We start from the raw sequence: 13,036 nt of genomic DNA, 5'->3' as shown, positions 1-13,036 counted from the left end.
TTGAGGAGATAGCATGATCGTTCGTCCCGTACGCAGCAGCGATTTACCCGCTCTGATCGACCTGGCCCGCAGCACCGGCACCGGCCTGACCACCTTGCCGGCCAACGAAGAACGTCTGGCCCATCGGGTCGGCTGGGCCGAGAAGACCTTTCGCGGCGAAGCCGGGCGGGGCGATGCGGACTACCTGTTCGTGCTCGAAGACGACAACGGTCGCGTGGTGGGCATTTCCGCCATCGCCGGCGCCGTTGGCCTGCGTGAGCCGTGGTACAACTTTCGGGTCGGCCTGACCGTCAGCGCTTCCCAGGAGCTGAACATCTACCGCGAAATCCCGACGCTGTTCCTGGCCAACGACCTGACCGGCAACTCCGAGCTGTGCTCGCTGTTCCTCCACGCCGATTACCGCACCGGCCTTAACGGTCGCATGCTGGCCAAGGCGCGGATGGTCTTCATCGCCGAGTTCCCGCAGCTGTTCGGTAACAAGATCATCGCCGAAATGCGCGGCATGTCCGACGAAGCCGGGCGCTCGCCGTTCTGGGAAAGCCTGGGTCGGCACTTCTTCAAGATGGAATTCAGCCAGGCCGATTACCTGACAGGCGTCGGCAACAAAGCGTTCATCGCCGAACTGATGCCGAAATTCCCGCTGTACACCTGCTTCCTGTCGCCCGATGCGCGCAACGTGATCGGTCAGGTTCACCCGGACACCGAGCCGGCGCTGGCGATGCTCAAGAGCGAAGGTTTCAGCTACCAAGGCTACGTCGACATTTTCGACGCGGGCCCGGCGGTGGAGTGCGAAACCGGCAAGATCCGCGCCGTGCGCGACAGCCAGGCGCTGGTGCTGGCCATCGGTACGCCGGGTGACGACGCCACGCCCTTCCTGATTCACAACCGCAAGCGCGAAGACTGCCGGATCACTGCCGCGCCAGCACGCTTCGCCGCCGGCACGTTAGTGGTTGATCCGCTGACCGCCAAACGTCTTCAACTCAACGCCGGCGATCAAGTGCGCGCCGTTCCGTTGTCCGCTGCCCGGGAGTCGAAATAATGAATTCGCTATACATCGCAGGTGAATGGCTGGCCGGCCAAGGCGAGGCCTTTCAATCGTTGAACCCGGTGACCCAGCAAGTGCTGTGGGCCGGCGAAGGCGCCACCACCGCTCAGGTCGAATCCGCCGTGCAAGCCGCACGTCAGGCGTTCCCGGGCTGGGCCCGTCGCACCCTGGAAGAGCGCATCAGCGTGCTGGAGGCTTTTGCCGCCGCCCTGAAAAACAACGCTGACGAACTGGCTCGCACCATCGGTGAGGAAACCGGCAAACCCCTGTGGGAAGCGGCGACCGAAGTCACCAGCATGGTCAACAAGATTGCGATCTCGGTGCAGAGCTACCGCGAACGCACCGGCGAGAAGAGCGGCCCGTTGGGCGACGCCACCGCCGTATTGCGTCACAAGCCTCACGGTGTAGTGGCGGTGTTCGGTCCGTACAACTTCCCTGGTCACTTGCCGAACGGTCACATCGTGCCGGCGCTGCTGGCCGGTAACAGCGTGCTGTTCAAGCCCAGCGAACTGACGCCGAAAGTGGCTGAATTGACGGTCAAGTGCTGGATCGAAGCCGGTCTGCCTGCCGGCGTGTTGAACCTGCTGCAAGGCGCTCGCGAAACCGGTATTGCCCTGGCGGCGAACCCGGGTATCGACGGGTTGTTCTTCACCGGTTCGAGCCGCACCGGCAATCACCTGCACCAGCAATTTGCCGGTCGTCCGGACAAGATCCTTGCGCTGGAGATGGGCGGTAACAACCCGCTGGTGGTCGATCAGGTCGCGGACCTCGATGCCGCCGTCTACACCATCATCCAGTCGGCGTTCATTTCTGCCGGTCAGCGTTGCACCTGTGCGCGCCGCTTGCTGGTGCCGCAAGGCGCTTGGGGCGACACACTGCTGGCGCGTCTGGTGGCGGTCAGCTCGACGATTGAAGTCGGTGCATTCGATCAGCAGCCGGCGCCGTTCATGGGCTCGGTGATTTCCCTGGGCGCTGCGAAAGCGCTGATGGAAGCGCAGGAACATCTGCTGGCCAACGGCGCGGTGGCACTGCTGGAAATGACTCAGCCGCAGGCACAAGCTGCCTTGCTGACGCCCGGTATTCTGGACGTGACAGCGGTGGCCGACCGTCCTGACGAAGAGTTGTTCGGCCCGTTGCTGCAAGTGATCCGCTACGCTGATTTTGAAGCGGCGATCGATGAAGCCAACGACACGGACTACGGCCTGGCGGCCGGTCTGCTGTCGGACTCCGAAGCGCGTTATCAGCAGTTCTGGCTGGAAAGCCGCGCCGGTATCGTCAACTGGAACAAACAGCTGACCGGCGCGGCGAGCAGCGCGCCATTCGGCGGCGTCGGCGCCTCGGGCAACCACCGCGCCAGCGCCTACTACGCGGCCGATTACTGCGCGTACCCGGTGGCCTCGCTGGAAACCCCGAGCCTGACCTTGCCAGCGGCCCTCACGCCCGGCGTGAAAATGGCGTAACGCCCATTCGCGAGCAAGCCCGCTCCCACATTGGAATGCATTTCCCTGTAGGAGCGAGGCTTGCCCGCGAAGGCCGCGACGCGGTCACACTGAATAGTTACTGAAGCCTAACAACAGAATTCTCGTGGAGCCTCGCTGATGAAATCCTATGAAGTCAATTTTGACGGTCTAGTGGGGCCGACCCATAACTACGGCGGCCTGTCCTACGGCAACGTCGCGTCCCAGAGCAACAGCCAGCAGTCTTCGAACCCGAAGGAAGCCGCGCTGCAAGGCCTGGCGAAGATGAAAGCGCTGATGGAAATGGGCTTTCAGCAAGGCGTTCTCGCGCCACAGGAACGTCCGGACGTGGTAGCCCTGCGCCGTTTGGGTTTCAGCGGCACCGACGCCCAAGTGATCGAGCGCGCCGCCAAAGACGCGATGCCACTGCTGGTGGCCAGCTGCTCGGCGTCGAGCATGTGGGTGGCGAACGCCGCCACGGTCAGCCCGAGCGCCGACACGGCGGATGGCCGCGTGCATTTCACTGCGGCCAACCTGAACTGCAAATACCACCGCAGCATCGAACACCCGACCACCAGCCGCGTACTCGGCGCGATGTTCGCCGACCAGAAGCACTTCGCGCACCACGCCGCCTTACCGGCCGTGGCGCAGTTCGGTGACGAAGGCGCGGCCAACCACACGCGTTTCTGCCGTGAGTACGGCAAGGCCGGCGTCGAGTTCTTCGTGTTCGGTCGTAGCGCGTTCGACACCCGCTACCCTGCGCCGCAAAAGTACCCGGCGCGCCAGACGCTCGAAGCGTCCCAGGCCGTTGCGCGTTTGCACGGTTTGAGCGATGACGGCGTGGTCTACGCCCAGCAGAACCCTTCGGTAATCGATCAGGGCGTGTTCCACAACGACGTGATCGCGGTCGGTAACGGCGAAGTGCTGTTCTATCACGAGGACGCGTTCCTCGACACCGAACAGATGCTGGCTGAATTGCAGAGCAAACTCGCCAAAGTCGGTGGGAAATTTCAGTCGATTTGCGTACCGCGTTCGGCGGTTACCGTGGAAGACGCGGTGCGTTCCTACTTGTTCAATAGCCAGCTGCTGACGCGTCCTGACGGTTCGATGCTGTTGATCGTGCCGGAAGAATGCCATGGCAACGAGCGTGTCTGGCAGTACCTGCAAGGTTTGACCAGCTCCGGCGGGCTGATCCGCGAAGTGAAAGTGTTCGATCTCAAGCAAAGCATGCAGAACGGCGGTGGCCCGGCTTGCCTGCGGCTGCGCGTCGCACTCAACGAAACCGAACTGGCGGCCGTCAACCCAGGGGTTATCATGACGGCACCGTTGTACGGCACGTTGACCGAATGGGTCGACAAGCACTACCGCGACCGCATGGCCGAAACCGACCTGGCAGACCCGCAATTGCTGCTTGAGTGCCGGACGGCACTGGATGAACTGACGCAAATCCTTAAACTGGGCGCGGTTTATCCATTCCAGATCAATTGAACGTCGAGAGCGTAAAAACATGAGCGATACCCTGCAGCTGATCCTTGAAGACACCGACGGCACGCAACTGGAAACCTCCTGCACCCGCGTCGCGGTCCTGTGGCAAGGCAAAGAGCTGTGGATCCAGCAGGACGGCCGCGGCCAATTGCTGATCGGCGTGGACGTCGAAGAAGGCGACGCTGAATACGCAAACCTGCTGTTGCGCCCATTGGCGACTAATCTGGTAAGTCTGCAACTGGAAATGGAGCCGGCTGAAGTCGGTGACGAAGACCACGTGCACGGCCCGGATTGCGCACACGACCACTAAGGAAACCGCTCTATGCTCGCCCTCGGCAAACTGCTTGAACTGACCCTCGCCGGCCGCGAACCGGCGGAGAAGACTCAACTGACTGTCGAAGGCGTGCGCATGCGCTGGTTGAGCGAAGGCGCGCTGGAAGTCCGGCCGCCGGAAGCTCGCGACAACCGCCTGGACCTGCTGCTATCAGCCGGCATCCATGGCAACGAAACAGCGCCGATCGAGCTGCTCGATCGCCTGTTGCATGACATCGCCCGCGGCGACTTGAAGCCGCGCGCCCGTATTCTGTTCCTGTTCGGCAACCCGGAAGCGATTCGCAAAGGCGAGCGTTTCGTCGAGCAGGACGTCAATCGGCTATTCAATGGCCGTCACGAACAAAGCAGCGGTTCAGAGGCCCTGCGCGCCTGTGAACTGGAGCGGCTGGCGGCGAGTTTCTTCAGCCTGCCGGACCGCGACCGCTTGCACTACGACCTGCACACCGCGATCCGCGGCTCGAAAATCGAGCAGTTCGCCCTGTATCCCTGGAAGGAAGGCCGCCAGCATTCACGCCTGGAACTGGCGCGCTTGCGGGCTGCCGGCATGGAAGCGGTGCTGTTGCAGAACAAACCGTCGATCGTGTTCAGCTCCTACACCTACGACAAGCTCGGCGCCGAGTCTTTCACCCTCGAACTGGGCAAGGCGCGGCCTTTCGGGCAGAACGACGGGGTCAATGTCGATCTGCTGGAAACCCGCTTGAAGCAGATCATCGAAGGCAACGAGCCGGTCGCTACCGAAACGGCGCTGGACGGTTTGCAGTTGTTTAGCGTGGCGCGGGAAATCATCAAGCACAGCGATAGCTTCCGCCTGAACCTGCCAGCCGATATCGAGAACTTTTCGGAATTGGAAGTGGGTTATCTGCTGGCCGAAGACATCGCCCAGACCCGCTGGATCATCGAGGAAGAGGGCGCCCGGATCATCTTCCCGAACCCCAAAGTGAAGAACGGCCTACGCGCCGGCATCCTGATCGTGCCAACTACCGACGAAAACCTCGCCTGAATTCAACACAAACCAATGTGGGAGCTAGCCTGCTAGCGATTGCAATGTGTCAGTCACCCTGGTTGTCGACTGATACACGCTGCCCCTTGTAGGAGCGAGGCTTGCCCGCGAAGGCGATTCAACATTCAACATCACTGTTGATTATGAAATCGCCTTCGCGGGCAAGCCTCGCTCCTACAGGGACGGGTTGTGTTTAGACCGCTACCGCACGTGGCTCACTGCGACGCAATGCGCGCATCTTGTGCAGCGTATCCGCGCAAGTCTTCGCCGCTTCCTGGCCTTTGTGCGCGAAATGCTCGAAGAAGAACTTATGATGCAGTTCTTCACCGGCATGGAAGTGGTGCGGGGTCAACGACACCGAGAACACCGGCACTTCGGTTTCCAGTTGAACCTGCATCAGGCCGCTGACTACCGACTGGGCAACGAACTCGTGACGGTAGATCCCGCCATCCACCACCAGGGCTGCGGCAACGATGCCGGCATAACGTCCGGTCTTGGCGAGTAACTTGGCGTGCAGCGGCATTTCAAACGCACCGCCGACTTCGAAGAAATCGATGTCCGATTCCTGATAACCCTGGGCAATCATTTCGGCCACAAAGCCTTTACGGCTCTGATCGACGATATCCTTGTGCCAGAAGGCCTGGATGAACGCCACGCGCTCGCCCTGATGGTTTTTGCTTTTGCTATCGATTGCGGTGGGTTGCATGTTCTGGTTCCTGTTTGTGTGAAAAACAGGGCTTATGAATCGAATGGGATTTAAGGGTACGCACGCTGGCACGAATGCGGCGGACGGCCCTTTGGCGCCAATCCCGTTCTCTCTTCATCCGGACTATGACCGTCGGCCCCGGGATCACACCGGGTCTGCTGACCTTGCCACCAGCCACCGCCGAAGCCGTGCTGCCACCAAGCGCTCGCGGGCTAAGCGCATTGCGCGCCATTACCGCCGGTGGGGAGTTGCACCCCGCCCTGAGAACGTTTTGCCGCCAGAATGTTTGGCGGCGAAGCGTTTTTAACACATATTTCTCGCCTGTGCATCGCTGCTATCTGATGATTGCTATCGACTTTTTCGTCGGTTCAAGAAGCCTTTTCCCACGCAAGGGTTGATTATTCGTCGGCATGACCGCAGTAATTCCTACTTGAAAGGGATTTCCCCCTGCTTACCGAGGCCAGATTCATGAGCGTTATCGATCTTCGCAGCGACACCGTCACCCAACCGACCTCCGGCATGCTCCACGCGATGGCCAACGCGGCCACCGGTGACGACGTTTACGGCGAGGATCCGACGGTCAATCGCCTCGAAGAAGAGCTGGCTCGACGACTGGGTTTTGCCGCCGCGCTGTTCGTCCCCACGGGCACCATGAGCAACCTGCTGGGCCTCATGGCCCATTGCGAACGCGGTGACGAGTACATCGTCGGCCAGCAGGCCCACACGTATAAGTACGAAGGTGGCGGGGCGGCGGTGCTCGGTTCGATCCAGCCACAACCGCTGGACGTGCAGGCCGATGGTTCGCTGGATCTCGATCAGGTTGCCGCCGCGATCAAGCCGGACGACTTCCATTTCGCCCGCACCCGTTTGCTGGCGCTGGAAAACACCATGCAGGGCAAGGTGCTGCCGCTGGAATACCTGGCCCGGGCCCGCAGTTTCACCCGTGAACACGGTCTGCAACTGCACCTGGACGGCGCGCGGTTGTACAACGCAGCGGTCAAACTGGGTGTCGACGCCCGGGAAATCACCCAGCACTTCGATTCCGTCTCGGTCTGCCTGTCCAAAGGCCTGGGCGCGCCGATCGGTTCGGTGCTGTGCGGTTCGGCGGAGTTAATCGGCAAGGCGCGGCGTTTGCGTAAAATGGTCGGTGGTGGCATGCGTCAGGCCGGCATTCTGGCGGCGGCAGGTTTGTACGCCCTGGATAAAAACGTTCAGCGTCTGGCCGACGACCACGCCAACGCACAGTTTTTGGCCGACGGTCTGCGCAAGGCCGGCTACAGCGTCGAGCCGGTGCAGACCAACATGGTTTACGTACAGATGGGCGATAAGGCTGAAGCGATCAAAGCCTTTGCCGCCGAGCGTGGGATCAAGCTCAGCGCTGCCGGTCGCCTGCGAATGGTCACGCACATGGACGTCAGTCGGGCGCAAATCGAGAAGGTTATCGCTACATTTGTCGACTTTTCTCGAAACTGACCGTGTTAGCCGTCCAATTGACTGGCTGTAACGTACAAACACACTGTACCTAGACACTAACGCCGATATAATGCGGCCCTTTGCCGTCGCTTCGTCTGTTGACGTTTCGCACAGGCCTTTGGCCGCAGCCTCCGTGGAAGAACCTAATGAAAAGCGCAGAAATCCGTGAAGCCTTCCTTCGCTTCTTCGAAGAGCAAGGCCACACCCGTGTAGCCTCCAGCACTTTGATTCCGGGCAACGACCCAACCCTGCTGTTCACTAACGCGGGGATGAACAGTTAAAGGAATGCTTACTTGGCCAGGAAAAGCGCGCGTACACCCGCGCCGTCAGCAGCCAGAAATGCGTGCGCGCCGGCGGCAAGCACAACGACCTGGAAAACGTCGGTTATACCGCCCGTCACCACACCTTCTTCGAAATGCTGGGTAACTTCAGCTTCGGTGACTATTTCAAGCGTGACGCGATCACCTATGCCTGGAACTTCCTGACGTCCGAGCAGTGGCTGAACCTGCCAAAAGAAAAGCTCTGGGTCACCGTCTACGCCAGCGATGACGAGGCCTACGACATCTGGACCAAGGAAATCGGCGTTCCGGCCGAGCGCATGGTTCGCATCGGCGACAACAAGGGTGCGCCGTACGCGTCCGATAACTTCTGGACCATGGGCGATACCGGCCCGTGCGGTCCGTGCACCGAGATTTTCTACGATCACGGCGCCGACATCTGGGGTGGCCCACCGGGCTCGCCGGAAGAAGACGGCGACCGTTACATCGAAATCTGGAACAACGTGTTCATGCAGTTCAACCGCACCGCCGATGGCGTGTTGCACCCGCTGCCAGCCCCGTCGGTCGACACCGGCATGGGCCTGGAGCGGATCAGTGCCGTGCTGCAGCACGTTCACTCGAACTATGAAATCGATCTGTTCCAGAGCCTGCTGAGCGCATCGGCCAAGGCCATCGGTTGCAGCAACGACAACCAGGCTTCCCTGAAAGTCGTCGCCGACCACATTCGTTCTTGCGGTTTCCTGATCGCCGACGGCGTGCTGCCGTCCAACGAAGGTCGCGGCTACGTGCTGCGCCGGATCATCCGTCGCGCCTGCCGTCACGGCAACAAACTGGGCGCCAAGGGCAGCTTCTTCTACCAGATCGTTGCGGCCCTGGTCGCCGAGATGGGCGAAGCGTTCCCTGAGCTGAAATCCCAGCAGGCGCACATCGAGCGCGTGCTGAAAGCTGAAGAAGAGCAATTCGCCAAGACCCTGGAACAAGGCCTGAAAATCCTCGAGCAGGATCTGGCCGAACTCAAGGGCGACGTGGTGCCGGGCGACGTAGTGTTCAAACTCTACGACACTTACGGTTTCCCGATGGACCTGACCGGCGACATCGCTCGCGAGCGCAACCTGACCATCGACGAAGCGGGCTTCGAGCGCGAAATGGAAGCCCAGCGCGTCCGTGCCCGTTCCGCCAGCGCCTTCGGCATGGACTACAACAGCCTGGTCAAGGTTGATGTTGCCACCGAATTCACCGGCTACCAAAACACCAAAGGTTCGGCCAAAGTCGTTGCCCTGTATAAAGAAGGGCAATCAGTCGACGTGTTGAGCGAAGGCGAAGAGGGCGTGGTGATTCTCAACCAGACGCCGTTCTACGCTGAATCCGGCGGTCAGATTGGTGACTGCGGCTATCTGCAGGCCGGCAACAGCCGTTTCGACGTGCGCGATACCACCAAAACCGGCGGTGCGTTCCTGCATCACGGCGTGTTGGCATCGGGCAGTCTGATTGTTGGGGCTCCGGTTGAGGCCCACGTTGAAGCAGAGGTGCGTCATGCGACGTCGCTGAACCACTCGGCGACTCACTTGCTGCATGCCGCGTTGCGTCAGGTGCTGGGCGATCACGTTCAGCAGAAAGGCTCGTTGGTCGACAGTCAGCGCCTGCGCTTTGACTTCAGCCACTTCGAAGCCATCAAGCCTGAGCAGTTGAAGCAACTGGAAGAGATCGTCAACGCCGAGATTCGCAAGAACTCCGCGGTTGAAACCGAAGAAACCGACATCGAAACCGCCAAGCAAAAAGGCGCCATGGCGCTGTTTGGCGAGAAGTACGGCGACAGCGTACGCGTGCTGAGCATGGGCGGTGCTTTCTCCGTCGAGCTGTGCGGTGGCATCCACGCCAACCGTACCGGCGACATCGGCCTGCTGAAAATCATCAGCGAAGGCGGTGTGGCCTCGGGCGTGCGTCGTATCGAAGCGGTCACCGGTGCTGCGGCGCTGGCATACTTGAACGCTGCCGAAGAACAACTCAAGGAAGCGGCCAACCTGGTCAAGGGAAGCCGTGACAACCTGATCGACAAGCTGTCGGCTGTGCTGGAGCGCAACCGTCTGTTGGAGAAGCAACTCGAGCAGTTGCAAGCCAAGGCAGCCAGCGCGGCGGGCGACGATCTGTCGGAATCCGCGCTGGACGTCAAAGGCGTGAAAGTGCTGGCCGTGCGTCTGGACGGTCAGGATGGCAAGGCGCTGCTGGCGCTGGTCGATCAGCTGAAAAACAAACTCGGCCGCGCAGTGATCCTGCTCGGCAGTGTCCATGAGGAAAAGGTCGTTCTGGTTGCAGGCGTAACCAAAGACCTGACTGGCCAACTCAAAGCCGGTGATTTGATGAAGCAAGCCGCTGCGGCAGTGGGCGGGAAGGGCGGTGGTCGTCCAGACATGGCGCAAGGCGGCGGTACCGACGCTGGCGCACTGGATGCCGCATTGGCCCTGACTGTTCCATTTGTAGAGCAGGGTTTATAAGGCAGTGTGTCCGGCCCGCAGTCTAGTGGCGGGCCGGAACGCTGTTTGAGTGATTATTTGGGCGCCCTTCATGGGCAGAGGCGGCTTTGAAATGGCTTTGATCGTACAGAAATTTGGAGGCACCTCGGTCGGCACTGTCGAGAGAATCGAGCAGGTCGCCGACAAGGTTAAGAAATTCCGCGAAGCCGGCGATGACCTGGTGGTTGTGCTGTCTGCAATGAGCGGCGAAACCAACCGTCTGATCGATCTGGCCAAGAAAATCAGTGGCGACGGCCAGCCAGTTCCGCGTGAGCTGGATGTGATCGTCTCCACCGGTGAGCAGGTGACGATTGCGCTGTTGGCCATGGCGCTGATCAAGCGCGGCGTGCCAGCGGTGTCTTACACCGGCAATCAGGTACGGATCCTGACGGACAGCGCGCACAATAAAGCGCGTATCTTGCAGATTGATGACCAGAAGATTCGCGGTGATCTGAAGGCCGGTCGCGTGGTGGTTGTCGCCGGTTTCCAGGGCGTCGACGAGCACGGCAACATCACCACCCTCGGCCGTGGCGGTTCCGACACCACCGGCGTGGCGCTGGCAGCAGCCCTGAAGGCTGACGAATGCCAGATCTACACTGACGTCGACGGTGTCTACACCACCGACCCGCGCGTGGTGTCCGTGGCTCAGCGCCTGGACAAGATTACCTTCGAAGAGATGCTGGAAATGGCCAGCCTCGGTTCCAAGGTGTTGCAGATCCGTGCGGTCGAGTTCGCCGGCAAGTACAACGTTCCGCTGCGCGTACTGCACAGCTTCAAGGAGGGTCCGGGCACCCTCATTACTATTGATGAAGAGGAAACCATGGAACAGCCGATCATTTCCGGCATCGCTTTCAACCGCGATGAAGCCAAGCTGACCATCCGTGGCGTGCCAGACACCCCGGGCGTTGCATTCAAGATTCTCGGCCCGATCAGCGGCGCGAACATCGAAGTCGACATGATCGTGCAGAACGTTGCGCACGATAACACCACCGACTTCACCTTCACCGTGCACCGCAATGACTTCCAGGCCGCACAAACCGTGCTGGAAAACACCGCTCGCGAGATCGGTGCCCGTGAAGTGGTTGGCGACATCAAGATCGCCAAGGTTTCGATTGTCGGCGTCGGCATGCGTTCTCACGCAGGTGTCGCCAGCCGCATGTTCGAATCCCTGGCCAAGGAAAGCATCAACATCCAGATGATCTCGACGTCGGAAATCAAAGTCTCCGTAGTGATCGAAGAGAAGTACCTGGAACTGGCTGTGCGCGCTCTGCACACGGCTTTCGAACTGGACGCTCCGGCCCGCCAGGGCGAGTGATGCGTTTGCCGAAGGGCGCGGTCTGACCGCGCCCTTTTGTTTTCTTGAATGGCGCGACCCGAGGCTGTTCTTTTGCTCGCGCTGGTCAATACTCAGGCATGTAGGGCTGCGATCGCTCCGGTTGTAGGTCGAGTGCCTTTTTTTTGCAGACTGTTGTCCCTGAAATGAAATGCGTGAGGAGAAAGGTATGCTGATTCTGACTCGTCGGTGCGCAGAAAGCCTGATTATTGGTGATGGCGAAATCACCGTGACCGTGCTCGGCGTCAAAGGAAATCAAGTGCGTATCGGTGTCAACGCCCCGAAAGAGGTCGCGGTCCACCGTGAGGAAATTTACCTGCGTATAAAGAAAGAGAAGGACGAAGAACCAAGCCATTAATTTTTATCGTTTTTTATGTTTGCAAACGGGGAAGAAGCTGGTTAATATACGCCCCGTGTTGCGGAGAGCTGGCCGAGTGGCCGAAGGCGCTCCCCTGCTAAGGGAGTACACCTCAAAAGGGTGTCGGGGGTTCGAATCCCCCGTTCTCCGCCATTATTTGCGTAGTACGTTGTAATCTGGCTTCTTCGGTAAGTGTTTGAAATTACTAGAAAAAGTGTTTGACATAGAGATTAGACGGCCTATAATGCGCGGCAACAAATGCACTCGTAGCTCAGCTGGATAGAGTACTCGGCTACGAACCGAGCGGTCACAGGTTCGAATCCTGTCGAGTGCACCATTTAAGGGTTGTTTGCAGTAATGCAAATGACTTGGCTTCAACCAGTTGTGATCTGGTATAAAAACACACATGCACTCGTAGCTCAGCTGGATAGAGTACTCGGCTACGAACCGAGCGGTCACAGGTTCGAATCCTGTCGAGTGCACCATACAACAGAAAGCCCGCATTTAATGCGGGCTTTTTGCCGTCTGGGATTTGGCTTTTCCTTGGGTACATCCTTTCTCATCGAACTCGACATGTGCGCTGCGACCTCGCTTGAGGTCATAGCGGTAGCGTGTGGCCGAATTGCCGATACTGATCTTGTCTGGCTTCCCGAGTGCGCTTTCAACGTCCTGCACGCTCATGCCGGCGACCACCCGCTGATTGATGATCGCCTCGCGGCGTTCGCGGGCACTGATCAGGTTGCCGCATTTGTCCTCGGACTGGCCAACGACCGTCAGTTCTCTCCTTTTGATTTTCATACCTGATGTTTCGCGGATCTCGGCTTCCGGCATGAGCGCCGTTGTGCTGGCTGGCGAGATGGCCGGTGTGAAGGTGCGCACATCCTGCAGCGAAAGGCTTTCACCGGCCGTACAGCTCAACGTGGTGAAGGTAATGCGCCCGTTGGCCGCTTCGCAGCGGTGAACGGTGGTGGCAAGCGCCGAGGGCGATGGGCAGAGCAGGGCGATCAGTAAAAAACAAAGTGCATTCGATGGCATTAAACGTCCTCCATGACGGTCCA

Annotated in this window: 10 protein-coding genes, 3 tRNA genes, 1 pseudogene and 1 riboswitch; of the genes and pseudogenes, 12 read left to right on the top strand and 2 right to left on the bottom strand. The window is 59.9% G+C overall.

Annotated elements, in window-relative coordinates:
• Window positions 1-13 precede the first annotated feature (13 nt).
• The 5 genes from astA (at window position 14) to astE (ending at window position 5,320) form a co-directional block, all read left to right on the top strand.
• Window positions 14-1,039, top strand: a complete 1,026-nt coding sequence (astA, locus tag ACIPL2_RS28655) for an arginine N-succinyltransferase (protein ID WP_401362272.1) — start codon at window positions 14-16, stop codon at window positions 1,037-1,039.
• Window positions 1,036-2,505, top strand: a complete 1,470-nt coding sequence (gene astD, locus ACIPL2_RS28650; protein WP_401362378.1) for a succinylglutamate-semialdehyde dehydrogenase — start codon at window positions 1,036-1,038, stop codon at window positions 2,503-2,505. The genes astA and astD overlap by 4 nt, the downstream gene beginning before the upstream one ends.
• Window positions 2,506-2,643: 138 nt before the next feature.
• A complete protein-coding gene (gene astB, locus ACIPL2_RS28645) occupies window positions 2,644-3,990 on the top strand; it encodes an N-succinylarginine dihydrolase (RefSeq protein ID WP_401362269.1) in 1,347 nt (448 codons plus the stop codon).
• A gap of 19 nt (window positions 3,991-4,009) precedes the next feature.
• Window positions 4,010-4,297 carry a hypothetical protein gene (locus ACIPL2_RS28640; RefSeq protein ID WP_010457234.1) on the top strand — a complete coding sequence of 96 codons (288 nt, stop codon included), beginning with the start codon at window positions 4,010-4,012 and terminating at the stop codon, window positions 4,295-4,297.
• A gap of 12 nt (window positions 4,298-4,309) precedes the next feature.
• A complete protein-coding gene (astE, locus tag ACIPL2_RS28635; RefSeq protein WP_401362266.1) occupies window positions 4,310-5,320 on the top strand; it encodes a succinylglutamate desuccinylase in 1,011 nt (336 codons plus the stop codon).
• A gap of 193 nt (window positions 5,321-5,513) precedes the next feature.
• Here astE and ACIPL2_RS28630 read toward each other — a convergent pair whose 3' ends face one another.
• Window positions 5,514-6,026 (bottom strand): 6,7-dimethyl-8-ribityllumazine synthase, encoded by a 513-nt coding sequence (locus ACIPL2_RS28630; protein WP_401362263.1) that lies wholly within the window; start codon window positions 6,024-6,026, stop codon window positions 5,514-5,516.
• 101 nt (window positions 6,027-6,127) lie between these two features.
• Window positions 6,128-6,298, bottom strand: a riboswitch (FMN riboswitch).
• Between the two features lie 196 nt (window positions 6,299-6,494).
• Here ACIPL2_RS28630 and ltaE point away from each other — a divergent pair.
• The 7 genes and pseudogenes from ltaE (at window position 6,495) to ACIPL2_RS28595 (ending at window position 12,463) form a co-directional block, all read left to right on the top strand.
• A complete protein-coding gene (gene ltaE, locus ACIPL2_RS28625; protein ID WP_401362261.1) occupies window positions 6,495-7,499 on the top strand; it encodes a low-specificity L-threonine aldolase in 1,005 nt (334 codons plus the stop codon).
• Window positions 7,500-7,645: 146 nt separating this feature from the next.
• Window positions 7,646-10,269: pseudogene (alaS, locus tag ACIPL2_RS28620) on the top strand (alanine--tRNA ligase).
• A 91-nt stretch (window positions 10,270-10,360) separates the two neighbouring features.
• The gene (locus ACIPL2_RS28615) at window positions 10,361-11,602 is read left to right on the top strand and encodes an aspartate kinase (protein WP_401362259.1); all 1,242 of its coding nucleotides are present in this window, start codon (window positions 10,361-10,363) and stop codon (window positions 11,600-11,602) included.
• A 187-nt stretch (window positions 11,603-11,789) separates the two neighbouring features.
• The gene (gene csrA, locus ACIPL2_RS28610) at window positions 11,790-11,978 is read left to right on the top strand and encodes a carbon storage regulator CsrA (protein ID WP_002554426.1); all 189 of its coding nucleotides are present in this window, start codon (window positions 11,790-11,792) and stop codon (window positions 11,976-11,978) included.
• A gap of 62 nt (window positions 11,979-12,040) precedes the next feature.
• Window positions 12,041-12,131: transfer RNA gene (locus ACIPL2_RS28605), tRNA-Ser, on the top strand.
• Between the two features lie 107 nt (window positions 12,132-12,238).
• Window positions 12,239-12,315: transfer RNA gene (locus ACIPL2_RS28600), tRNA-Arg, on the top strand.
• A 71-nt stretch (window positions 12,316-12,386) separates the two neighbouring features.
• Window positions 12,387-12,463, top strand: a tRNA-Arg gene (locus ACIPL2_RS28595).
• Between the two features lie 19 nt (window positions 12,464-12,482).
• Here ACIPL2_RS28595 and ACIPL2_RS28590 read toward each other — a convergent pair.
• Window positions 12,483-13,013 carry a cell envelope protein SmpA gene (locus ACIPL2_RS28590; protein WP_401362256.1) on the bottom strand — a complete coding sequence of 177 codons (531 nt, stop codon included), beginning with the start codon at window positions 13,011-13,013 and terminating at the stop codon, window positions 12,483-12,485.
• Between the last annotated feature and the right edge of the window lie 23 nt (window positions 13,014-13,036).

It is taken from the genome of Pseudomonas sp. NPDC086251 (genome assembly GCF_044746405.1).
GTDB lineage: Bacteria > Pseudomonadota > Gammaproteobacteria > Pseudomonadales > Pseudomonadaceae > Aquipseudomonas.
Note: the sequence above shows the minus strand (reverse complement) of the source record. Positions and strands in the feature narration are given on the sequence as shown.